Raw genomic sequence first — 22,292 nt, forward strand, 5'->3', positions numbered from 1 at the left:
ATGCTCACACCGCCGGTCATACAGCCACTTCGGCCTTGATGTGCGGGTGCGGATCGTAGCCTTCGAGCGCGAAATCCTCGTAGCGGAACGCGAAGATATCCTTCACGTCAGGATTGATCTTCATGACCGGCAACGGCCGCGTCGGCCGCGTCAGTTGCAGCCGCGCCTGCTCGAGGTGGTTGGAGTAGAGATGCGCGTCACCCAGCGAGTGCACGAAGTCACCGGGCTTCAGTCCGGTCACCTGCGCCACCATCATCGTCAGCAACGAATAGGACGCGATGTTGAAGGGCACGCCGAGGAACACATCGGCCGAGCGCTGATAAAGCTGGCAGGAGAGCTTGCCGTTCGCGACGTAGAACTGAAACAGGCAGTGACAGGGCGGCAGCGCCATCTTGTCGACGTCGGCCGGATTCCAGGCGGTCACGATCAGCCGCCGTGAATCCGGGTTGCGCCTGATCATGTCGATGACGTTGGAAATCTGGTCGATGCTGCGCCCGTCCGGCGCCGGCCACGAGCGCCATTGCGATCCATAGACCGGGCCGAGATCGCCGTTGGCGTCGGCCCATTCATCCCAGATCGAAACGCCGTGATCCCTGAGATATTTGATGTTGGTGTCGCCGGCCAGGAACCAGAGCAATTCATGCACGATCGCCTTCAGCGGCAGCCGCTTGGTGGTCAGCATCGGAAAACCGGCCGAGAGATTGAACCGCATCTGATGACCGAAGACCGACAGCGTGCCGGTGCCGGTGCGGTCGTGCTTCTCCGCACCGTCGCTGAGGATGCGTTCGAGCAGGTCGTGGTACTGGTTCATGGCTGGTGCTTCAGGCCTTTGTCGGAACGGCGAATTTAGCGGCCGGGACACCCGATCGACACGCCGATTCGGCTTCGCGCACCGATTATACCCGGAAAAATGATCGCTCTCCGAACAAACGACAAGGGGCGGAACCCACGTTCCGCCCCTCGCCTATCCGTCTGATTACAGGGATTAATTCACCGGCTTGACCACGGGGGTCCACTTCGCGATTTCGCTCTTCACCAGCGTTCCCAGCGCCGCCGGCGTACGATCGGCGGCAGGCGGTATGACGCTGCCAAGTTCGAGCAGGCGCTTGCGTACGGCCTCGTCGTCGAGCGCCTTGACGATCGCAGCGTTCAACTTGGCGACGACATCCGGGGGCGTTCCCTTGGGCGCGAAGATCGCGTTCCATGCCTGGGCCTGGAAGGCCGGTAGGCCGGCCTCGGCAGTGGTGGGAACATTCGGCAAGGACGGGTTACGCTCTGGTGTCGCCACGGCGTAGGCCTTGATGGTGCCGCCGTTGATCTGCGGCACGGCATTGACGATCTGGTCGCACATGTAGTCGACCTGACCGGCCACCAGCGCGTTCATCGCCGGACCGGTGCCGTTGAAGGGAACGCCGATCGGCTTGACGCCCAGAACCGAGTTCAGCAGTTCGCACGATACGTTCGAGACCGAGCCGACGCCGGCATGCGCCGCGTTGACCTTGGACTCGTTCGCCTTGACGTAGGCGATGAATTCCTTGAGGTCCTTTGGCGCAAAATCCTTGCGCGCCAGGATCAGGATCGGCGTGCCGGCGAGCAGTCCGACCGGCTCGAAGTCCTTTTCCGGATGATAGGCGAGCTTGGGATAAAGCGGCACAGAAGCCGCATGCGTGCCCATATGCCCTGTGATCAGCGTATAGCCGTCATTGGCGGCGCGCGCGGCGCGGGTGGTGGCGGTGGTGCCGCCGGCGCCGACCACGTTTTCGATGATGATCGTTTGACCGAGCGTCTGCGCCATATGGCCGGTGACGATGCGCGCGATGACGTCCGTCGGTCCGCCCGCCGCAAACGGCACGATCATGGTGATGTTGCGCGTCGGATAAGCCTGAGCTTGAGCCTGCGAAGAAAATAAGCCCAGTCCCGCAAGCACTGCCAGAAAACCGCTCGCAAGCGAGCGACCGTACCAGTTCATTTTGATCTCCTGGATCTGTTGCAATGCCGAGCCCGCCGGCCGGCATATTCCATGGCATAGAAAATTAGCCGGAAGTCGACCAGACTTCGGGCTGCGGCGCACCGACGCAGGTCAGTTCTCCGATTCCACAAACACCTCATCGCGCTTCTTGCGCAGCGACGGCAGCACCGCAAGGATAAGCAACGTGGCTGCAATCGCCATCAGTAGCGCCGACAATGGGCGTGTCAGGAAGACTGACCAGTCGCCGCGCGAAATCAGCAGTGCGCGGCGCAGGTTTTCTTCCATCAGCGGCCCGAGCACCATCCCGAGCAGCAACGGCGCCGGCTCGAAATCGTGCTTGATCAGCCAGTAGCCGACCAAACCGAACGCACCGGCGATCATGACGTCGGTTGGCGCGTTGTTCACGGAGTAGATGCCGATACAGCAGAAAACCACGATCGAAGGGAACATCAACCGGTACGGCACGCGCAACAGCCGCACCCATATCCCGACCAGCGGCAGGTTGATGATCAGCAGCATCAGGTTGCCGACCCACATCGAGGCAATCATGCCCCACACCAGGTCCGGTTGTTTCTGCATCACCTGGGGACCGGGCACGATGCCGTGAATCGTCATTGCGCCGACCATCAGCGCCATCACCGCGTTCGGCGGAATACCAAGCGTCAGCAATGGAATGAACGAAGTCTGGGCTGCGGCATTGTTGGCACTCTCGGGTGCTGCGACGCCGCGGATTTCGCCATGACCGAACTTCGAGGGATCTTTCGCGACCTTCTTCTCGAGCGTGTATGCCGCGAATGATGCGATCACGGCGCCGCCGCCCGGCAGAATGCCGAGAATCGATCCGAGCACGGTGCCGCGCAAGATCGCAGGGGTCGTCTCCTTGAGATCTCTGCGCGTCGGCATCAGTCCCGACACCTTCTCCTGGACCAGCTTGCGATCGGTTTCGCCGCCGGCATCGAGATTGCGAATGATCTCTGCAAAGCCGAACAATCCCATCGCCAGCGTGGCAAAGCCAAGTCCGTCAGCCAGTTCGGGAATGTTGAAGGCCATGCGAGACGCGCCGGTCTCGATGTCGGATCCGACCATCGAAAGCAGCAGGCCCATCACGATCATCGCGATTGCCTTCAGCACCGAGCCTTTCGCGAGCACAACCGCGAAGATCAGGCCGAGCACCATCAGCGAGAAGTATTCGGCAGGACCGAATGCCAGCGCAATCCTGGTGAGCGGCGCGCCCAGCAGGGCAATCAGCACGGTCGCGACACAGCCGGCGAAGAACGATCCGATCGCGGCGATCGCGAGCGCCGGGCCGGCGCGACCTTTCTTCGCCATCTGGAAGCCATCGAGCGCGGTGACCACCGAGCCGGCCTCACCTGGAATATTGACCAGGATCGACGTGGTCGAGCCGCCATATTGCGCGCCGTAATAGATGCCTGCCAGCATGATCAGCGCGCCTACCGGGGGCAGGCCAAAGGTGATCGGCAGTAGCATGGCCACCGTAGCGATGGTGCCGATGCCGGGCAGCACGCCAACCAGCGTACCGACCAGAGCGCCGATCAGGCAGAGCAGAATATTGACCGGGATCGGAATGGAAATTCCGCCAAGAAAGGCGGGTGTCCACTGCACGAACTGGAAAACGACGCCGAAGCCGAGTCCAAGATTTGTAAAGATATCTCCCATCGCACCCTCACCGGATCATGAAAGTCGGCAGGAGCTGCAAAGGCAGGCCGAGCGCATATGGAAACAACAGGGCGCAAAACGCCGTCAGGCAGACGGCAACGATCAGCGTCTCCGTCCACCGCGTCTCCGGTGACCCGCATGCCGCGATCAAGAAGGCCGCCATGGCGGCAAAGATCATCCCCATGGGCCGGATCGTGAAGGCGAACGTCAAGATCGCAACCGTAACGAAAAACGGTCCGCGCCAATGGTATTTCGCAAGGTGGGGACCTTCGGTGACTACGCCGACGACGGTGATGAGGGCGCCCAGTCCCAGCAGCAAAAACCCGAACATCCGCGGTGCGGTACCGGCGCCGAACGAAAACCCGCGCATTCCCTGCAGGTCGCTCGACGCCCAGAGGGCGAACACGGCAATCGCCATCAAGGCAATTCCGCCGACAAACTCCTGCGGGTTGCGAACCCATTTCGGCATGATGGATTTGACCGGCGCATGGCCCGGCGTAGCGTTCATGGATATCTCTCCTCCCCAAGACGGGCTTCTCGCCCGGTTTGCTTGGATAACCTGGATACTTGTCCCGGAAACTGCCTAGCGACTTTCCTCAGACAACGCCAGCAAAACCCAAACACTCGCAGCGCCGACGGTAAACGGAGCGGCCAAAGCCGCTATCAGACCTGTAAAGGGCGCAGAGATCGCAACTTTTCCGGTTGGCGCGCTGCAACACACGCGAGTGAATTGCCGATCACGTTACGAACTCCGCGGGCGAGCGTTGGGGTGGCGGCGAACTGCGTATAATTCGTGCAATGAACGCGAACGGCACATTTTGGGAATCGTCGAATCCGTGGCGAAACCGCAACTGAGCGACAGCAAACCGAAAGTGCGGTGCCTGTTCCCCTCCTGTTCAGCGCCTTTGGCCCTGTTTTTCTCCGAGCCTGCACCCTATATTGGCAGCGCCGGTTCGCCGGCTATGGAAATAAATGACCGTCGCAATAAACCATTCGGACCCGGGGGCAGTACCCGGCGCCTCCACCCAAGCCCACCCTCCCGTGGTGGGTTTCGGCGGGGGCGAACCAGGATCGACGAGGGCGTAAAGGACGAGTTTTTTCCCGGTATTGTTCCGCCGTTATCGGGCTATGCAATAGTTGCAAACGACAACTATGCTCCGGTTGCTCAGGCTGCGTAACGCAGTTTGAAAGACCGATCTGAAGTCCTAGCGGGTTAAGCTCCGCTAGGCGGGGTTCGGAGGCACCTGGCAACAGAAGCCTCCACTTAATTCTTTCATTTCCGGCCGACGGAGCCGTTGCTGCAAATTCGATCCGTCGCGCCTGCTGACCTGCGGCTCCCGCCGGGGTAGCATAGGGGCAAAGGGGCGAGTCGGGGGACCGGCAGCCATAAAACCTGACAGGACGACCATGGCGACCGATCACATCCGTTATGACGTGCTGGCGCGTGACGCGCTGCGCGGAGTGCTGCGCCGGGTGCTGGCTGACGCGGCCGAACACGGCCTGCCCGGCGAGCATCATTTCTTCATCACCTTCCTGTCCACCGCCGACGGCGTGAAGCTGTCGCCGCGGCTGTTGGCGCAATATCCGGAGGAGATGACGATCATCCTGCAGCATCAGTTCTGGGATCTGGTGGTGACGGAGGATCGCTTCGAGGTCGGCCTGTCGTTCGGCGGCATCCCCGAGCGGCTGGTGGTGCCGTTCGCGGCGATCAAGAGCTTCCTCGATCCGTCGGTACAGTTCGGCCTGCAATTCGAGCCGTCGGAAACGGCGGCAGAAGCACCGGCGGCGAAGCTGCCGGCGGTTTCCGCGCCGTCCGCCTTGCCCGCCGCTGCGCCCGAGCCCGCCGAGGAGATCAAGGACGACGAGCCGGCGAAGACGAGCGAAGGCGCTGAAGTGGTGCGACTGGATCGTTTCCGCAAGAAATAATCTAAGCGCGAGAAACTCCGCTACGCTGTAGTGTACGCGTTCCGCCCCTTCACGGCGCAACGGACATACGCATGGCTCGAGCAAAAACATCCGGAAACAAATCTACCCGCAGCGAGACCGACAGCTTCGGTCCGATCGACGTTCCCGCCGACCGCTATTGGGGCGCGCAAACCGAGCGCTCGCGACAGAATTTCAAGATCGGCCAGGACCGCATGCCGATCGCGATCGTCCATGCGCTCGGTATCGTCAAGCTCGCCGCCGCCCAAACCAACCGGGAGCTCGGACTGCTCGATGCACGCAGAGCCAGCGCCATCGTCCGAGCCGCACGCGAGGTGATCGAAGGCAAGCTCGACGATCACTTCCCGCTGGTCGTCTGGCAGACCGGCTCGGGCACCCAGACCAACATGAACCTCAACGAGGTGATCGCCAATCGCGCCAACCAGATTCTGGGCGGCGAACTCGGCGCCAAGAAACCGGTTCATCCCAACGACCACGTCAACATGAGTCAGTCGTCGAACGATTCATTTCCGACGGCGATGCATATCGCTGCCGCCGGACGCATCGTCGCCGACCTGATTCCGGCGCTCGACGAGTTGCATCGCGAGTTGCGCAAGAAGGAAAAGGCGTTCGCCAAGATCGTCAAGATCGGGAGAACCCACACCCAGGACGCAACGCCATTGACACTGGGGCAGGAATTTTCGGGCTACGCCGCGCAGGTCGAGAGCGGGATCGCGCGGCTGCGAAGCACGGTGAAGGAGCTGTTCCCGTTGGCGCAAGGCGGCACCGCGGTTGGAACCGGTCTCAACTCAAAGCCGAAATTTGCAAAACTGTTCGCCAGGGATGTCGCGAAAATCACAAGGCTGCCCTTCACCAGCGCACCGAACAAGTTCGAGGCGCTGGCTTGCAACGACGCCTATGTGCTGGTGCATGGCGCGATCAATTCGGTGGCGACCGGCCTGTTCAAGATCGCCAATGACATTCGCCTGTTGGGTTCGGGCCCACGCTCCGGTCTCGGAGAATTGATCCTGCCGGAAAACGAACCGGGCTCGTCGATCATGCCCGGCAAGGTCAACCCGACCCAGTGCGAAGCGATGACCATGGTCTGCTGTCAGGTGTTCGGCAACCAGACCGCCGTCACCGTCGCCGGCAGCCAGGGGCATTTCGAATTGAATGTTTACAAACCCGTATTGGCATATTGTATGATGCATTCCATTCAACTGCTGTCGGACGCGGCGCGCTCGTTCACCGAACATTGCGTGGTGGGCATCCGCGCCGACGAAAAGCGAATCCGCGAATTGATGGAGCGCTCGCTGATGCTGGTCACCGCACTGGCTCCCAAGATCGGATACGACAACGCGGCGAAGGTCGCAAAATCGGCACACGCGCGCGGAATGACCTTGAAGGAAGAGGCTGTGCGCCTCGGGTTTGTGGACGCCGCCGAATTCGAACGCCTGGTGCAGCCGGACAAAATGACACACCCGGGCTGATCGCCGCTTCGCCCCCCCCCCGGGAAACTACGGATGAGGGATATAAATTATGGATGATACCTGAAGAATGAGGTGGATCATCTATCGCCGTTGTGTTGACGCATGGTAGGAGCAGGAATTATTCGATTTTTCGCAGAGCGAAATGTATTTGATGCTATCAGAGCCGGTAGACGGGGATTCCGAATGACCATCAAATTTGCTTGCGCGCGACGCGACGTTTTTCCGCCCCATGAATCATCATGTCTTCGAGTCGCCGGATGATGGAGGCGAGCATGGGAGACGTGATCAATCTGAAGCGATTCAAGAAGCGTACTGAACGGGAACAATCGGCAAAGCAGGCCGATGCCAACCGCGCACGCTTTGGCCGGACCAAGGCCGATCGCGCGCTCGATGAACGTCGCAAGGATCGCGCCGGCGATCTTCTGGACCAGCACAAGCTCGAGGACGGAGACGCATCATGAAGTCGCCCGTCGTCAAACGCTCGATCGTCGTTGCCGGTCACAAGACCAGCGTCAGCCTCGAAGAAGCTTTCTGGAACGGGATGAAGGAAATCTCGGGCCTGCGAAACATGACGCTGTCCGAACTCGTCGGCGAGATCGACAGCAATCGCCAGCAGGGCAACCTGTCCTCGGCGATCCGCCTCTTCGTGCTCGACTATTTCCGTACCCGCGCCATGCCGGCCGCCACGCCGGACGCGCCGCGGCCGCAGGCGTAGGCCTCGACCAGGCGAGCGCGTCGCAACGCACCCGCCCTGTTACGTCATAAGCTCAATAGTCATAAGCTCAATAAGCGAGTCCGGTGCCGGGCGGCTTTTCGAGCGCCGCGGCCAGCGATCGATACTCCTCACAAGCTGCGCCGCAAATCGCCGCGATCCGCGTCAGATGATACGACGCCTGGTCGCGATTGCCCTGCTCGACCTGCCACAGGCCGTAATACTGCCAGGTCAGCACGTGGTTCGGATCCGTCTTCAACGCGCGCTCGTACCAAGCCTGCGACAGCCTGTAGTCGCCGAGCTTGCGATAGGAATAGCCGATCAGATTGGCAACATCCGCATTGTCGTCACGGCCGAGCGCCTTTAGCTGCTCGATGGCCCCAGCAAAGTCGTTGCGCTCATAGATCGTCGCATGCGCGGCACGGTAGGCTTTCCGAAACGCATCATCGTCGGTGCTCGACTGTTTGGGGGCCTTCTTCTTCGACTTCGAGGTCGATTTGGGAGCGGATCTGGTGTCCGGCGGCGGCGGGCTGGCCGAAGGCGGGTCACCGCCGCCTCCCGCGGCAAAGGCCGGAACGGATGGCGGCGATGCCATCACAGCCATTGAAAACAACGCTAGCGTAGCGAACTTGATTGCCGACTTCATCATGCGAATCTCCGGTTTTTCTGCGTGAGCGCAGCCATGGTCCAGCCGGAAGTAGAGACCCCGCCGCGAATGAAGTATTCCCGCCAGGCCGCGCGCAAATCGTCTGCGCCCTGCCTGGCTGGACGAATGACGGCAATGCGTATCTAATCGACGGTCGTTGCAGTCCCCGCCAAAGCGGCCGACGGAACCGGCGAAAACCTGCTGAAGAAGCGTAGAGACCCCCTGGAGAGAGAAATGGACATCGCAAAGCTGACCACGCCTCGCGACCTCAGTCCATTTTCGGAAGCTCTCCATGCCTGCCTTTCTCGTTCTGGATTCCATCTCCCTCGCCACGCCTGACGGACGCCCGCTGTTCGACGGATTGACGCTCGCCATAGGGCGCGAGCGCACCGGGCTTGTCGGCCGCAACGGCTGCGGCAAATCCTCATTGCTGCGCCTGATTGCGGGCGAGATCGAACCTGCCGGCGGATCGCTGCAACGCATCGGCTCGATCGGCATGCTCGCGCAACTGACTGACGAACGGCTGACGACCGACGAAGCGCTCGGCGTCGCCGGCGGCCTCGCCCGCCTGCGCCGGCTCGAACGCGGCGAAGGATCGCTTGATGACGCGAGCGAGGCGGATTGGACGCTGGAAGCGCGAATACAAGCGGCGCTGGTCGAAGCCGGACTGCCGTCGCTTCCGCTCGATCGCCCGATCGTCTCCTTGAGCGGCGGCGAGCGAACGCGGGTGGCGCTGGCGCGGCTTTTGATAGAGGCACCGGACGTGCTGCTATTGGACGAGCCGACCAACAATCTCGATACTGACGGAAGGCGGGCCGTGGCGCAGATGCTCGAACGCTGGCAGGGCGGCGTGCTCGTCGCCAGCCACGACCGCACGCTGCTCGAACGCGTCGACCGCATCGTCGAACTGACGCAGGTCGGCGTCACCCTGTTCGGCGGTGCGTGGCCGGAGTTTGCAAAGGCGCGTGAGGCGGCGCGGGCCCGCGCCGCCGATGACCTCGACCGCGCCTCGGATGCCTTACGCAATACCGAGCGCGCCGTGCAGAAGGCGCGGGAAAAGAAGGCGCGCCGCGACAAGGCCGGCCGCGCTTGGCGCGCCAAGGGCATCGAGGACAAGATGTTCATGGACCGCGAGAAGGAGCGCGCCGAGAACAGCGCCGCGCGCGAAAGCGGGCTTGCCAGCCGCCTGCTCGGCGAGCGCACTGAGGCGCTGGAAATCGCCAAGGCCCATGTCGAGATCCTGACGCCGCTTTCGATCGACCTGCCGCGCACCCATCTGCCCGACGGCCGCGAACTCGTCGTCCTCAAGGACGTGGTGATGGCCTTTGCGGAGCGCCGTCTGTTCGGACCGCTGTCGTTTGGGGTTCGCGGACCCGAGCGGATCGCCATCCGCGGCGCCAACGGTTCTGGCAAGACCACCTTGTTCCGCCTGCTCACCGGTGAGTTGAACCCCGCGAGCGGCGATATCAGCCGCCTCACCGACCGTATTGCCGTGCTCGATCAGCATGTCGGCCTGCTCGATCCTGGCTTAAGCATTCTCGACAATCTGCGGCGCCTCAATCCGGAGTTCACGGCCAACGCGGCGCACGCCGCCCTGGCGCGGTTTGCGTTCCGTAACAAGGCAGCGCTGCAGCTCGCGGCGACGCTGAGCGGCGGCGAGCGGCTACGCGCGGGTTTGGCCTGCGTATTCGCGCGACCGCAGCCGCCTCTGCTCCTGCTGCTGGACGAGCCGACCAACCATCTCGATCTCGCCTCGATCGAGGAGCTCGAAGACGCGCTAAAAGGATTCGATGGCGCGCTGATCGCGATCAGCCACGACGAGGCGTTTCTGAAGGCGATCGGAATCGGGCGGGAGATCGCGCTCGGCTAATTGGACCGCTGCGGTGGATTGGCGAGCTGCGGCGTCAGCGCAAGTGGCGGGCGCGGCTTCGGCTTGGCGGCGCCGGGCGCGGGCCTGACGTCGATCGGCGGCGGCAGCGGCGCAACCTGCGGCTGGCCTGCGACAGGCGCCGGCGGCGCGTTGACGACGGGCGGACGCGGCGCGGTCGTCTTCTTCGCCGGAGGTCGCCGTGGGTCGCGCCCCTTTGGGGCGACGACCGGCGCGCTCGGCACCGCCTCCGGAATCGGCAACTGTCCCTCCGTAGGCAGTACGATTGGCGGCGGCGACGACGGCGGCGGCTCGCCGCGCTCGATGGCATCGAGCCTTCGCGTTTCGTGATCGATCGCACGCACCGCCAGCCACGAAGACAACGGGGCAACGTCGACGCTGCGGCTCAGCGCATCGGGCGTGCCCACGGCAAGCAGTTGAATCTCCGGACGCCCGGTCGTCATCGTCAGCGAAAGGGCGGCGCGGATATCGGCCTGATCGGCGGCGATATCGTATCCGCCGGAAACGATGGCCCGCACGCCGTTGCCGTCCAGCGTCGTCGCGCCGACGCGAAGCCGGCCGTCCCTGACGGTGAACGGGATTTGCGCCGAAGGCACCGCAAGCGCGCCGGCCGGAAGGGCGGATTCGACGATCTGCTTCAATCGAACGTCGTCCTTGGCCTGCCCGTTGTCATTGGCGCGCACCGCCACCTCGAAAGCGCGCGGATCGAGGCCTGATATCCTGGCCGCGTCCAGCGTCAGCGTTCCGCTGCCGGACAGCGCGCCCGCCAGCGCCGAGGCGCTGCGGCCCTGGGTCGTCAGCGTCATCTGCATCGACGCGCGGCCAGCAGGCATCGCGAGATTGCGATAGCGCAGCGCCGCGCCGTCGACACCGGAAAGCTGGACGCTCGCGTTCAAGACAATTCCGTGCGCGCCCGGCCTTGCATCGATCGTGGCCGTGACATCGCCGCCGCCGATCTTGCCCTTGATGGCATCGAAGGTCAGCGACTGGCCGTCGCTCTTGACCACCCCGCTCACCGGCTGCAATTCGCTTCCGCCCGGAAGCAGGCCGCGCAACGCCTGAAACGCGATGCTGCCGCGCCAACCCTTCGCAAGCCCGGGGCCGAGCGGCTCGGTGGCATCGTGTCCGGCGGCACCGAGCGCCAGGGCAAGGGCCGGCGTCAGCGCGAGCTGGTCGGCGCCGATTTCACCCTCGAACTCCTTTTCCTCACCGAGCATCACAGCCACGCGGCCGCGCAGGCGCGAACCGCCGACGCTGCTGTCGAGATCGTCGAAGGTGAGCTTGTTGCCGGTGAGCTGCACGCGCGAGGACAGGCCGATGTTCTGCGCCAGCGTATCCGCCGGTTTGAGATCGAGCAGCGGGGCGAAATCGGCGCTGCGAACTTTCAGGCCGAGAACTGCCTTTGCCTCCGGCGCCCATGGTTCGGCGGAGCCTTCCGCTTCGGCATCGAGTCCCGTTCCCGAGATCTTTGCCTTGAGCCGCAGCGGCGCACCCCACGCACCCGTCGCGGTGCTCTCGAATTGCGCGGGGCCATCGCCCGCCGTGATGGCGCGATCGAGGCCGAGCAATGCCAGCAAAGTGCGACCTTGCTCCGACGACAATTTCGAATCGATCCAGACCTCGCTGCGCTGGAGCGCGACCAGATCGATGCCCTGGATCGCTGCGACGGCAGGTCTGGCGGTGATCGTGCTGGTGCCCTTGAGCAGCGGCGAGTCGAGTTCGGCCGTGGCGCGCGCCTGGACGCGATCGGACGGCCCGGCATTTTTGGTGAGATCGAGCGCCAGTTTCAGGCGCGCCGGGCCCTGGCTCGTCCCCATCGCATTGAGCCGCGCGGCCAGCGGCGGTGAAAAGGGAACGATCAGGCTGGTCAGCCGGCCGAGCGAGGCGGCGCTCGAATTGAGCGCGAACCATCCGGTCGCGTTGACGCGGTCGAAATTGCCCGCCCCGTCCAGCGTCACGCTTTCAAGCTCGCCGATCTTCAACTGCTCGAGCGATATCTTCGCCGGCGAGTAAGCCAGCCTGGCGAGCAGCGGAGATAGCTCCTGGCCGGCGGAGGTGGCGCGACCGATATCGAGCGAGAGCTTCCCCTCGTCCGGCCACTCGCCTTGCGGCCCTACGAGCGACCGCGCAAAGGCCGTGGCGGCATCGAGATCGAGACGCGCCGCTTTCAGTTCGGCATCGATCCGGGAGCCGTGATCGGCTTGCCGGTGCGACACCGCCACCCGTCCCTCCACCGTGCCGCCATCGATGTCGGCTTTCATGGTGTCGATGGCAAAGCCTTCGGGCGCCATGGTGATGTCGCCGCGCAGGCGAAGCGGCTTCTGGCTGCGATAAGCGGTGTCGCCGCGGCCCTGCAGCCAGGTCAAGAGCGCGTCGGGATCGGAGGATTCGACGCTGAGCGCGGCCTTGAAGCGGTCCGGTACAGCGCTCTTCGCGCCGGCCTCGCTGAGCGAAACCCTGGTCGCGCCGGGCGCACGGAACTCCAGCCTGTGGACGCGCCAGGATTTGGCATCGCCTTCGAGCTCGGCCGCGATGTCCTGCAATGGGCGCCCGCCGAGCATGACCTGCTCGGAGGCGAGTTCGATTTGCGCTGGGATCGGCAGATGCGGAATGACGGAGCTGAGCGCCTGCAGCGCCGGCAGCGCGCGAGCCGGCTCAGTCGAGTTGTCTTTGCCATTTTCCTTGGCAACGAACCTGTCGGCATCGAGCTGACGTGCCGACAGCGCCGCGCGCAACAGCGGCGTCGCACCGAAACGGATGTCGCCGCTGCCTGCAAGCTTCAGGGCGCGCTCCTCGGCGCCATAGGTCACCTCGACCTGCTCCAGCCGTGCCGCCGAATAGTCGGACTTGACCTTCGCCGCGATACGCCACGGTGGATCGTTGCCCTTGCCCTTCTGGCCGGGAGGAGCGACGAGCGTTATCGCGCCTTCAAACCGTGGCGCGCGGGAATCGAAGTTCAGCAGGCCGTCGAGATCGATGGCGAGCGAACGCTGGCCCGGGTCGATATTGAGATGAACGCGGGTGCCGTTGCCCTCGGGACCCTGCCCCGAGGAGACCCGAAACGGATAGCGCGTGCCCGACAGCATGAAATTGCCGTCGCCGCGGATCGAACCGGCCAGCGAACGCACGTCGCCGCTGAAGGCGATGTCGTTCAATTCGAGCGTAGAGCGGCTGACCGCGTCATGCAGGGCGATGCGGCCCGTCAGATTGACCCGATCGATCGCCAGTGAACCCAGATTGAACGTCCCGGTCGATGCCGGCCAGTCGATCCGTCCTCTGGAATCGAGGCCGAGATCGAGCGACATGCGGTTGATCGTCAATTCGGTGGCGCGCACCTCGCCGCGCATCAGCGAACCCAGGCTGAATTCCACGTCGAGCTTGTCAGCGCGAACCTTGCCGAGATCGTTGACGCCGCCGACCACGACCGAGCGCAGTTGCAGCGACGGCGCCGGCAATAGGCGCGCATCGAGCTTGCCGCCGACGCGCACCGGCGCGCCGATGATTCGGCTCGCCTCAGCCTCGAATTGCGGCCGGAACTGGTTCCAGTCGATGAAATACGGCCCGACCAGCGCGGCGATCAGCGCAAGGATAAAGGCGATGGCCAGGCCGAGCAGCGTCGTCTGCACGGTGTCTCCTCTTGAACGGCCCCGGCGTAGGCCACGCCACGTCGAACCCGGCCCCGGAGCAGCCCGGAATATAGAGAGAAGTACGGCGAAGTCACAGCGGCATACTGACAGGAGCCCCGCCCGGCTCCGGATCGGCGGAGCCAGGGTCCAAAACCGCCCGTCCGGGCGTTACCAGCTCGCCGGCAGGCGCTTCAGGCCGCGCAGCACGAAGGTCGGCCGCCATTCCGCATTGACAGCGTCATCGAGCCGCAGGTCCGGTAGCCGACGCAACAGGGTCGAGATCGCGATCTCGGCCTCGATTCGCGCCAACTGGGCCCCGAGGCAGAAGTGGATGCCGCCGCCGAACGATAGCGGCTTCACGTTGGGCCGGGTGATATCCAGCCGCTCCGGGTTATCAGGATAGACTGCCGGATCGTGGTTGGCCGAGCCGAGCAGGCACAGCACGCTCTCGCCCTTCGGAATGCGCTTTCCGCCGAGATCGTCGATATCCTCCAGCGCCACCCGCCCGGTCAACTGCACCGAGGAATCGTAGCGCAGGAATTCCTCGATGGCGTTGGTGATGAGTTCGGGTCTCGCCTTGAGCAGCGCGAGCTGGTCTGGATTGCGATGCAGTGCCAGCAAGCCGTTTCCGATTAGGTTGACGGTGGTCTCGTGGCCGGCGCCGAACAGCAGGATGATATTGGCGGTCAGTTCCTCATTGGTGAGCTTGCTGCCGTCTTCCTCGGCCTGCACCAGTTGGGTGATCAGGTCGTCGCCCGGGCTTTTGCGCCTGAGATCGAACAGTTGCTGGAAATACATCGCGGCCAGCGCGTTGCTGGCGTTGCCCTGCTTGATCTCCTCCGGCGACAGCGGCACCGGATCGAGCAGGCGCCCGCCGTCGCGTGAACCGGTATAAAACGCCTCGCGATGGTCCTCGGGGATCCCGAGCATGTCGCAGATGATGGTGACCGGCAGGCGGAACGCGAAATCCTCGATCAGGTCCATCTGCCCCTGCGGGATGACGCGATCCAGCGTCTCGTCGACGACCTGCTGGATGCGCGGGCGCATGTCTTCGACCCGGCGCGCGGTGAAGGCCTTCACCACCAGGCCGCGCAAGCGGGTGTGGTCCGGCGGATCCTGCTGCAGCATCCAATGGCTCATGCTGCGAAACACCGGCTCGTCCATGATCTTGGGGCCGTAGCGGCGGACGGTGCGCTCGACATAGTCCTTGCCGAACCGCTTGTCGCGCATGACGAGGCTGACCTCGGCGTGGCGGCTTGCGACATACATGCCGAGCGGCGTCAAATGCACGGGATCGGTGGTGCGCATCCGCTCGTAATGCGGATAGGGATTGCGAATGAACTCCGGGGCCAGCGGATTGAACAACGGCGCGCTACTGGCAGCCTGAACATGCTCGTTCATGGTGACCTCCTGCTGGCTGTGCGCCATTCAGCGCGTTTTTCCCGGGGCCGATCGGTCGAAATTCGATACATTGTTGTATTGAGTTGCATTCTCGCCTAAACTTGACGGATGTCAAGAGTGCGAACCAGACCCACAAGGGACGATACCCGCGAAAAGCTGTTCGAGGCGGCGGCGCGCGTGTTCGAGGAACAGGGGATTGGCGGCGCCAGCATCGAGGCGATTGCAGCGGCGGCCGGCTTCACGCGCGGGGCATTTTATTCGAACTTCAAGAGCAAGGACGAACTGATCATCGCCATGCTCGAGGATCACGTCGAGCAATCGATCGGGCGCATCCGCGATCTGCTCGAACGGCACAAGAACCTCGCCGACTTCATCGATGCGCTCAAGACCATGAACCGCAGCCAGCAGGATCCGCTCGGCCGCTCTCCCCTGCTGCACATGGAAATGATCCTGTTCGTGGCACGCGCCGAAAAGCGCCGGCCCGAACTTGCCAAGCGGCTGCGCGCCCGGCGAAAGCTGGTCACCGACATCATCGAGACCACCGCCAGGAACAGCGGCAGAACAACTATACTCAATCCGACCTGGGCCGGCGCTCTGGTGCTGGCGCTGGAGGACGGCTTTCGCCTGCACCGCCTGATCGACCCCGAGACCACGCCGCCCGACAGCTTTTTTCGCGCCATCGGCGACTTGCAACGGACGATGGGAATTTCATCGGCATGAGACGAGAATAGCTGCGCGCATCTGCGGACGATGCTTCGCGTCGCCGCGGCTACGCCTGGTCGTGCTTGATGGGCGCCTTGTGCATTTGTCCCGCGACCGCCCTCACCTTGCCCGGCGATGCCTGCCAGATCGCCACTGCCGACAGGATGCTGACGGCAATGCCGAGCGCAAAGGCGAGCGTATAGCTGCCCGACAGGTCGTACAGCAGCCCGGTCGCCCATGGGCCCGCAGCACCGCCGGCCAGCGCCGCCAGCATGATGGTGCCGAAGATGCTGCCGTATTGCTTGCCCTGAAAGATTTCCAGCACCACCGCGCCCATGATCGAGGTCAAGCCATAGCCGAGCGCGCCCTGTGTGAAGATCATGAGATAGACCAGGGGCAACACCGGCGCGAACTTCAAGGCGATCAGCGCCGCAAAGCAGATCGCAAACCCGGCGCAGCTAATGGCCCAGATCCATTCGCGCCCGATCCGGTCGGAAAGATGCCCGAGCCAGATCTGGCCCGGTATGCCGAGCAGGCTGACGACGCCGAGCGCCCATACCGCGACGTTGGCGCTGAAGCCGATGTCGAGCAGGTATTTGGTCTGGTGCACCTGCACCGCGTACCAGACATACAGGCCCCCGAAATAGCCGAGCGAAATCCACCAGAATCGCGCGGTACGCAGCGCGCGGCGCAGCGTCCAGTCGGTGGCGGCCCACACGGGATCGACGACGTTCGAGCGAGGCGCGGCCGATGTCGCCGACGGCGCCGCGTCGCCATCCGGCTCCAGACCAATGTCCTCGGGCCGCTTTCGCAGCAGAAGGTTGATCGGCGCGAGCACGGCGAGCACCAGGATGCCCATCGCGGTGCAGGCGGTGCGCCAGCCGGTCTGCTCGATCATGTGCTGCACCCACGGCAGCAGGGTCACCGAGCCGATGCCGACGCCGGCAAAGGCGAGCCCCATGGCGAGCCCGCGGCGGCGGATGAACCAGTTCGGCAGAAACAGCGATTGGCCGGAATAGCCGAGGCACACGCTGCCCGCGCCGACCAGCACGCCGATGGTGAGATAGAGATGCCAGGGCTGCGTCGTCAGCGGCGCCAGCAACAGCCCGCCGCCCATCAGAGCAACGCCGAGCTCCATCACCGCACGCGGCCCGAGGCGATCCATCATGCGGCCGATCAGCGGGCTGACAGCGCCCGAAACCACAAAGCCGAAGGAGAAGGCACCGGCGGTGACACCGCGATCCCACCCGAACTCGCCAATGATCGGCGGAAAGAACAGCGAGAACGCCGTGCGCGCATTGACGCCGATCGCCATGGTGACGAACGTCACCACAACGATCAGCCAGCCGTAGAAGAAGGGGAGATGCATTGGGGGATTTCTGTTGGAGTAATAGACGTGATTCGACCTTGTTGTGAACAAGGCCATGTCCGAAAGACCCCAAGTTTTACCTTTCGTCGCCTGAGTCAGGGGTGATCATGACTCTGCGGAGTGTTGTTCTTCGAGCCTCGGATCAGGCGCTCGTATTCTGTCCTGTTGTCTGACCAAGCAGACGAGCCGCCGAAATCATATCTGCAGTGCCCAATCCCTCAGCCATTTGGCCGTAGAGCCGGCCTAAGCTCTCCAAGGTAGCGGCACGTTCAGTGCCCTGTATAGCCGACACCAAGCTGAGCAGCGCGCGCAATTCCAGCGCCTGAGCACCCATTTCGCGCGCGAGGTCGGCCGCTCTTCGGATAAGATCGAGAGCCTTTGGATTCCCCCGATTTCCAGCAAGGATCAATTCGCCTCGGAGTCTGTGTAACTCCGGTTCACAGAATTTCGTCGATATGGTCACCGCGACTTCATCGAGCAAATGAAGTGCATGCTGCGCATCGCCCGCTGCCGCAACTGTCTCGGCGAGCAACATGAGTCCATATGGACGCATCAGCTCTGCACCTGTAGCACGATAGTCTGCAAGGCCCTGTTCGATTTCTGCAGCGCCTTCTCGCAAGTCGCCGAGTTTGCCGACAGCCCAGCCCCGCAGCATTTGGCCCCACGCACTCCAATATGGAAAGCGATATTTGCGCCCAACGTTGATGGCTCGCTCGGCAGCCTCGAGGGCTTCGACTGGTTCGCCACGCGCCTGTCGAATCGAAGCTTCGAAGCTTAACGCAAACCCAAGACTGTGGGGATGATCGAGTTGAACGGCTCTATCAATTGCTTGAGCGCTGTCCGCCACGGCGCTGTCGGCCAAGCCCATAAACCACTCAGTCCAGGCGAGATTGCATTGGGCTAGAACAGCAGGATCCGAACCATACTCAAAGCGGTGATGATGGTGCCGGTCCGGATCATACAGCCGGAGCGCCTCCTCAAGAGTTGCTTTTGCAACTGCGAATTGACCAAGATAGAAAAGAGTCAGCCCAAGCGGCCGCTTTGCCTGCAGCAGAAGATCGCGGTCATTTGCCAGTTCTGCTTGTTCAACCAGACGCATGCCCAGCGTCTTCGCCTTCTCAAGTTGACCTCGAACGATGCAGAACATCATGAGTCCGTAGAGAGCTCGAAAGAGCATGCGATGCTCCCCGAGCCGCTCGCTCAGTTCGCAAGCGCGGGAGAACACGGTTTCGACCTCGGGTGCAGCATTACCCTTCGTGGCGAGAAGCTGCGATCCCCGATCAATCTCCAGCGAGAGCTCGCGACGCGCGCGCTCGACTGTATCAGGAAGGCGCCGCAGTGCAGCCAGTGCGCTCGCAAAGTGACTCGCGGCTTCCACGTTCGCCGAGCGCTCCGCAGCCTTTTTTCCCGCTGCTTCCCAATGCAATATGGCGGGTTCAATGAGGTTCGCGGCTGCGTAATGCTGAGCAACGACTTCGGGCGTCGCCGCTACCACGGCTGGAAACCGGCTCGACAGAACCTCCGCAATCTTGCGATGCAATGCCTGACGCTCGCGTTTCAGTAGCGAGTCGTACGCGGCGTCTTGAATGAGCGCATGCCGGAACGAATACTTGGCTTGGCCGAGTATTCCGTGCTGCTGCAGGAAATCCTCGCGCAGGAGCTCAGCCAGTCGATCGCGAAGTTCCGCCTCGCTCTCGCCGGTGATCGCACTTAGAACTTCCCCATCAAAAACACGCCCAAATGTTGCAGCAATTTGCGCCAGGGGTTTCGCGACCTTAAGACGATCCAGCCGGGCAGCTAGTGACCCCCTCAGCGTCGAGGGAATGCTGTCCACGGCGGATGCAAGTCGCAGATCATCCTCGCTGCTAGCGGACACACTGCCCTCAAGCACCGTCTTAGTCAGTTCCTCGATGAAAAGCGGGATGCCACCCGTCTTTGCGACGATTAGCTCGATCACATCAATCGGCAGGGTCGAGGCACCGACGATCTGCTTGACCAAGGTTCGAGCCTCAATCGTAGAGAGCCGGCGAAGGCCAAGGCGCGTCCCCTGCGCTTCCAACATCCACTCAGCCTTGAATTCCGGCCGGAACGTGAAGATTGCCATTACCTGCCGCGCCGAAATTCGTTGAATTAGCCGGGCGAGCAGGCTGCTGGTCGAAGCATCAGCCCAATGAAGATCTTCAACGATAAACAGGACAGGTAGCTGTTCAGATTGTCTAAGCAGCCAGTGCGTGATGACATCAAGCAGGAGTTCGCGACGCTGTGACGGGGCCAACTCGTGTTTCGATGACGACACTGGCAGTTCGAGGAGCTCAGCTATCAGCTCGACTGCATCGGGGGTAACGGACTCCAATCCGGAAAAGGCCTCTGCAATGCTCGCAAGCTTGTCCTCGACGGTGCCGAGACTATCCAGTCTCAGCACGCGGCGAATCAACTCAATAATCGGGTACAGCGCACTCGACTGATTGTACGCGGAGCAATAGCAGGTGATGGACGATACTTTTGCACCTGCCAGCGCTTCCTTGAACTCGCGTATCAGGCGTGTCTTGCCGGCACCAGCTTCAGCCGCAATGAGGACGAGTTGCCCCTCTCCATTGATCGTCTGAGTGAAACGATCCTGCAAAAGGGCAAGCTCCTGACCGCGCCCAACCATCGGATGGACGGCGCGCAGCGCATCACGGCCGAAGTCCAACCTTTCGGCGACAACCTGGTAGAGGCTAGTTGCTCCCTGTGTACCGCGGATTTGGTGCGAACCTAAGCTTTGAAGTTCGAACAGGTTACCGACGAGCCGAGCGGTCGTTTCGGAGATTACCAATGTATCCGGAGGCGCCATTTGCTGCAGTCGGGACGCAATATTGGGAGTATCGCCGAGGATACCCATCGTCTCGAACGTTCCTGATGATCGCAAATCACCTGCAATGACGATGCCTGTGTGCATGCCCATGCGCACCTGGATCAGCGGCTTGGACGACGATTCTCGGCTGTTGAGTTGACGCATGTCGTTCAGAAGCGACAGCGCTGCACGCACGGCTCTGACGGGATCATCCTCATGCGCTACGGGAAAGCCGAAACATACCAGAAGCCCATCTCCGATATAGCGAATGATGGTGCCATCAAAGCGTCGTACAGCGTTTGCGCAAGTGTCACGATAGCTGAAGATGATATCTTTGAACTCCTCCTCATCGAGTTGAACTGACAGATCGGTCGACCCGATCATGTCAATGAAAAGCGCGGTAACCTGGCGTCGCTCGGGGCGCTGATCATTGTTCGTCGTGCCAGACGCCCCAGTTGATGCGGAATGATCCAGGCGCTGAACATCCAAGAGAGCTGAAAGTGGTGCCCCACACCCGCCACAAAAGCGAGACCCGGCTGCGCTTTCGAAGCCACAGCCCTCGCAGACCAGATTCAGCCTCGCGCCACATTGGGAGCAGAAGCGCGCGGTCTCCGGATTCAAACGGCCGCAACCAGGGCATTGCATATGAATGACTGCAGGCTTAAGGCTTGCCAATTAGTATGTCTTATGCCAGCTTAGCATTCCAAGCTAGCGCGAGATAGGCCCACGGCGCGATCGGATCGCGGCGCAGAAGCAGGGTCAGCCGACATGGGCCCCATACAAAATCCCTTTGCGCTTCAGAAGCCGCTCAAGCTTACGATTTGCTACACCGAGACCTGCAATCTCTCCTGCCAACATTGCTATGCCGACTGCTCATCGGAGAAGGCGTCGGCTGAGTTGAGCAGTGCGGAGTGGAATCGCTTTCTTGATGAAATTGCCGAATTGGGCGTGGTTTACCTCTACATTGAAGGGGGCGAACCATTTCATCGGCCTGACTTCCTGCCTTTCCTCGCTTCCGCATCGAACCGTTTCTTCACTGAGATTCGGACCAACGGCACACTCATAACGCGCGATATCACCGCCAGACTCAAGGAGATCGGCGTCGGCATCGTGCTCGTCGATATTCTTAGCCCACATGCCAAGGTGCATGACTACTTTACAGGCATGCAGGGCAGTCATGCGCGCGCCTGCGAAGCCGTCACATACTTGGTGGAAGCAGGAATTGAAACGCAACTGCTCACCATCCTGAACCGCAAGAATGTCGATGACCTGCAAGGCTACATTGACCTGGCTCACCGGCTCGGCGTGAAGACGGCCGGCGTTTTGCGGCCTTATCCACTTGGTCGCTTTAAGTACCGCTGGAATGAATTTTCCCTGTCGCTCGACGAAATGCATGCGGCGCTCGACTCGCTGCGATTGCCTGCCGGCATGAAGCTGATGCAGTCATGGCATCCAAATGACGGTAACTCGTGCTGGCAAATGGCCGCGGTCAATGCATTCGGGGACTCGATAGGATGCGCCTATCTTCGCGAATATGTTGACTACGGAAATATCAAGAATGTCTCCTTTATGGAGACGTGGGACCATCCACTGTACCGCGAGCTCAGATCAGGTCGGGTCAAGGAGACCTGCCCTAGCTGCTCATCGAGTCAGGGGTCTCACGGTGGATGCCGTTCTACTGCTTACGCATTTCATGGCGCGTGGGACGCGCCGGATCCATTTGACCGAACGCTCAACCACGGAGTCGACTTGCGTGTCCTCCCCGAATGGCTGCTACAGCCACACCCCAAACCTCCGGGTCCGCCCCGTTGAAGAGATGAAGAGTTGCGTGGTGTTTCGGCCTAATCCGCCGAAACTCTTCATGCTGAACCTCAATGCCTGGCTCATATTTGAGCTTTGCGATGGCAGCAGTCCCGACCACGTTGCGCAGCGGTATCGAAAAAGCGTGGCAGATCAGATGTCCGAGCGCGAAGCCGATCGCCACCTCACGATTGGCATCAAGAATTTGCATGACCAGGGCTTGATTGAATTGAAGGTAACAGATTGAGGAGGACTG

At 62.2% G+C, this 22,292-nt stretch carries 17 protein-coding genes and 1 other RNA gene; 9 read left to right on the plus strand and 9 right to left on the minus strand.

Translation table 11 applies throughout. From position 1 onward, the window contains the following. Positions 1-16 precede the first annotated feature (16 nt). The 4 genes from LMTR3_RS35395 to LMTR3_RS35410 all read right to left on the minus strand — a co-directional run bounded on the left by LMTR3_RS35395 (position 17) and on the right by LMTR3_RS35410 (position 4,154). Positions 17-811: a thymidylate synthase gene (locus LMTR3_RS35395; RefSeq protein WP_065749559.1), complete on the minus strand. Its 795-nt coding sequence runs from the start codon at positions 809-811 to the stop codon at positions 17-19. Between the two features lie 174 nt (positions 812-985). Continuing rightward, positions 986-1,969, minus strand: a complete 984-nt coding sequence (locus LMTR3_RS35400) for a tripartite tricarboxylate transporter substrate binding protein BugD (protein WP_065749695.1) — start codon at positions 1,967-1,969, stop codon at positions 986-988. Positions 1,970-2,080: 111 nt separating this feature from the next. Then, positions 2,081-3,646, minus strand: coding sequence for a tripartite tricarboxylate transporter permease (locus LMTR3_RS35405; RefSeq protein ID WP_065749560.1), 1,566 nt, complete (start codon positions 3,644-3,646; stop codon positions 2,081-2,083). Positions 3,647-3,653: 7 nt separating this feature from the next. Beyond that, complete coding sequence (locus LMTR3_RS35410; RefSeq protein ID WP_065749561.1) at positions 3,654-4,154, minus strand: tripartite tricarboxylate transporter TctB family protein; 501 nt, start codon at positions 4,152-4,154, stop codon at positions 3,654-3,656. A gap of 400 nt (positions 4,155-4,554) precedes the next feature. Between LMTR3_RS35410 and ssrA the strand changes: the two genes are divergently transcribed. The 5 genes from ssrA to LMTR3_RS35435 all read left to right on the plus strand — a co-directional run bounded on the left by ssrA (position 4,555) and on the right by LMTR3_RS35435 (position 7,774). Next, positions 4,555-4,911, plus strand: a transfer-messenger RNA (tmRNA) gene (gene ssrA / locus LMTR3_RS35415). A gap of 142 nt (positions 4,912-5,053) precedes the next feature. Further along, positions 5,054-5,572, plus strand: a complete 519-nt coding sequence (locus LMTR3_RS35420) for an SspB family protein (protein WP_065749562.1) — start codon at positions 5,054-5,056, stop codon at positions 5,570-5,572. A gap of 71 nt (positions 5,573-5,643) precedes the next feature. Continuing rightward, positions 5,644-7,059, plus strand: coding sequence for a class II fumarate hydratase (gene fumC, locus LMTR3_RS35425; RefSeq protein WP_065749563.1), 1,416 nt, complete (start codon positions 5,644-5,646; stop codon positions 7,057-7,059). 272 nt (positions 7,060-7,331) lie between these two features. Then, positions 7,332-7,520, plus strand: a complete 189-nt coding sequence (locus LMTR3_RS35430; protein ID WP_065749564.1) for a DUF4169 family protein — start codon at positions 7,332-7,334, stop codon at positions 7,518-7,520. Continuing rightward, entirely contained in the window at positions 7,517-7,774 is a 258-nt protein-coding gene (locus LMTR3_RS35435) for a ribbon-helix-helix domain-containing protein (RefSeq protein WP_057846962.1), read from the plus strand. The genes LMTR3_RS35430 and LMTR3_RS35435 overlap by 4 nt, the downstream gene beginning before the upstream one ends. A gap of 67 nt (positions 7,775-7,841) precedes the next feature. On the opposite strand, the gene LMTR3_RS35440 is transcribed toward LMTR3_RS35435, so the two are convergent. Next, positions 7,842-8,420 carry a tetratricopeptide repeat protein gene (locus LMTR3_RS35440; RefSeq protein ID WP_065749565.1) on the minus strand — a complete coding sequence of 193 codons (579 nt, stop codon included), beginning with the start codon at positions 8,418-8,420 and terminating at the stop codon, positions 7,842-7,844. 289 nt (positions 8,421-8,709) lie between these two features. Between LMTR3_RS35440 and LMTR3_RS35445 the strand changes: the two genes are divergently transcribed. After that, entirely contained in the window at positions 8,710-10,287 is a 1,578-nt protein-coding gene (locus tag LMTR3_RS35445) for an ABC-F family ATP-binding cassette domain-containing protein (protein ID WP_065749566.1), read from the plus strand. Here the strand turns inward: LMTR3_RS35445 and LMTR3_RS35450 are convergent. Together LMTR3_RS35450 and LMTR3_RS35455 are read right to left on the minus strand one after the other, a co-directional pair. Beyond that, a complete protein-coding gene (locus LMTR3_RS35450; RefSeq protein ID WP_065749567.1) occupies positions 10,284-13,931 on the minus strand; it encodes an AsmA family protein in 3,648 nt (1,215 codons plus the stop codon). The two genes, LMTR3_RS35445 and LMTR3_RS35450, sit on opposite strands and share 4 nt — an antisense overlap. Positions 13,932-14,099: 168 nt before the next feature. Next, positions 14,100-15,332, minus strand: a complete 1,233-nt coding sequence (locus LMTR3_RS35455) for a cytochrome P450 (RefSeq protein ID WP_065749696.1) — start codon at positions 15,330-15,332, stop codon at positions 14,100-14,102. A gap of 108 nt (positions 15,333-15,440) precedes the next feature. Here LMTR3_RS35455 and LMTR3_RS35460 point away from each other — a divergent pair, with 108 nt between their 5' ends. After that, positions 15,441-16,052, plus strand: a complete 612-nt coding sequence (locus tag LMTR3_RS35460; protein ID WP_065749568.1) for a TetR/AcrR family transcriptional regulator — start codon at positions 15,441-15,443, stop codon at positions 16,050-16,052. A 49-nt stretch (positions 16,053-16,101) separates the two neighbouring features. Here LMTR3_RS35460 and LMTR3_RS35465 read toward each other — a convergent pair whose 3' ends face one another. Both LMTR3_RS35465 and LMTR3_RS35470 read right to left on the minus strand, forming a co-directional pair. After that, entirely contained in the window at positions 16,102-17,403 is a 1,302-nt protein-coding gene (locus tag LMTR3_RS35465) for an MFS transporter (protein ID WP_065749569.1), read from the minus strand. Between the two features lie 142 nt (positions 17,404-17,545). Next, complete coding sequence (locus LMTR3_RS35470; RefSeq protein ID WP_065749570.1) at positions 17,546-20,881, minus strand: adenylate/guanylate cyclase domain-containing protein; 3,336 nt, start codon at positions 20,879-20,881, stop codon at positions 17,546-17,548. 123 nt (positions 20,882-21,004) lie between these two features. Here LMTR3_RS35470 and LMTR3_RS35475 point away from each other — a divergent pair, with 123 nt between their 5' ends. Next, positions 21,005-22,048, plus strand: a complete 1,044-nt coding sequence (locus LMTR3_RS35475; RefSeq protein ID WP_065749571.1) for a radical SAM protein — start codon at positions 21,005-21,007, stop codon at positions 22,046-22,048. A gap of 49 nt (positions 22,049-22,097) precedes the next feature. Next, positions 22,098-22,283 (plus strand): PqqD family protein, encoded by a 186-nt coding sequence (locus LMTR3_RS35480; protein ID WP_245320146.1) that lies wholly within the window; start codon positions 22,098-22,100, stop codon positions 22,281-22,283. The last annotated feature ends 9 nt before the right edge of the window (positions 22,284-22,292 follow it).

Source organism: Bradyrhizobium sp. LMTR 3, assembly GCF_001693485.1.
Classification (GTDB): Bacteria; Pseudomonadota; Alphaproteobacteria; order Rhizobiales; family Xanthobacteraceae; genus Bradyrhizobium.

Excerpts from the sequence above, each read along its gene's own strand:
- LMTR3_RS35395 (WP_065749559.1), bottom strand. The coding sequence starts at position 811 with ATGAACCAGTACCACGACCTGCTCGAACGCATCCTCAGCGACGGTGCG.
- LMTR3_RS35400 (WP_065749695.1), bottom strand. The coding sequence starts at position 1,969 with ATGAACTGGTACGGTCGCTCGCTTGCGAGCGGTTTTCTGGCAGTGCTT.
- LMTR3_RS35405 (WP_065749560.1), bottom strand. The coding sequence starts at position 3,646 with ATGGGAGATATCTTTACAAATCTTGGACTCGGCTTCGGCGTCGTTTTC.
- LMTR3_RS35410 (WP_065749561.1), bottom strand. The coding sequence starts at position 4,154 with ATGAACGCTACGCCGGGCCATGCGCCGGTCAAATCCATCATGCCGAAA.
- LMTR3_RS35420 (WP_065749562.1), top strand. The coding sequence starts at position 5,054 with ATGGCGACCGATCACATCCGTTATGACGTGCTGGCGCGTGACGCGCTG.
- fumC (WP_065749563.1), top strand. The coding sequence starts at position 5,644 with ATGGCTCGAGCAAAAACATCCGGAAACAAATCTACCCGCAGCGAGACC.
- LMTR3_RS35430 (WP_065749564.1), top strand. The coding sequence starts at position 7,332 with ATGGGAGACGTGATCAATCTGAAGCGATTCAAGAAGCGTACTGAACGG.
- LMTR3_RS35435 (WP_057846962.1), top strand. The coding sequence starts at position 7,517 with ATGAAGTCGCCCGTCGTCAAACGCTCGATCGTCGTTGCCGGTCACAAG.
- LMTR3_RS35440 (WP_065749565.1), bottom strand. The coding sequence starts at position 8,420 with ATGATGAAGTCGGCAATCAAGTTCGCTACGCTAGCGTTGTTTTCAATG.
- LMTR3_RS35445 (WP_065749566.1), top strand. The coding sequence starts at position 8,710 with ATGCCTGCCTTTCTCGTTCTGGATTCCATCTCCCTCGCCACGCCTGAC.
- LMTR3_RS35455 (WP_065749696.1), bottom strand. The coding sequence starts at position 15,332 with ATGAACGAGCATGTTCAGGCTGCCAGTAGCGCGCCGTTGTTCAATCCG.
- LMTR3_RS35460 (WP_065749568.1), top strand. The coding sequence starts at position 15,441 with ATGTCAAGAGTGCGAACCAGACCCACAAGGGACGATACCCGCGAAAAG.
- LMTR3_RS35465 (WP_065749569.1), bottom strand. The coding sequence starts at position 17,403 with ATGCATCTCCCCTTCTTCTACGGCTGGCTGATCGTTGTGGTGACGTTC.
- LMTR3_RS35470 (WP_065749570.1), bottom strand. The coding sequence starts at position 20,881 with ATGCAATGCCCTGGTTGCGGCCGTTTGAATCCGGAGACCGCGCGCTTC.
- LMTR3_RS35475 (WP_065749571.1), top strand. The coding sequence starts at position 21,005 with ATGGGCCCCATACAAAATCCCTTTGCGCTTCAGAAGCCGCTCAAGCTT.
- LMTR3_RS35480 (WP_245320146.1), top strand. The coding sequence starts at position 22,098 with ATGCTGAACCTCAATGCCTGGCTCATATTTGAGCTTTGCGATGGCAGC.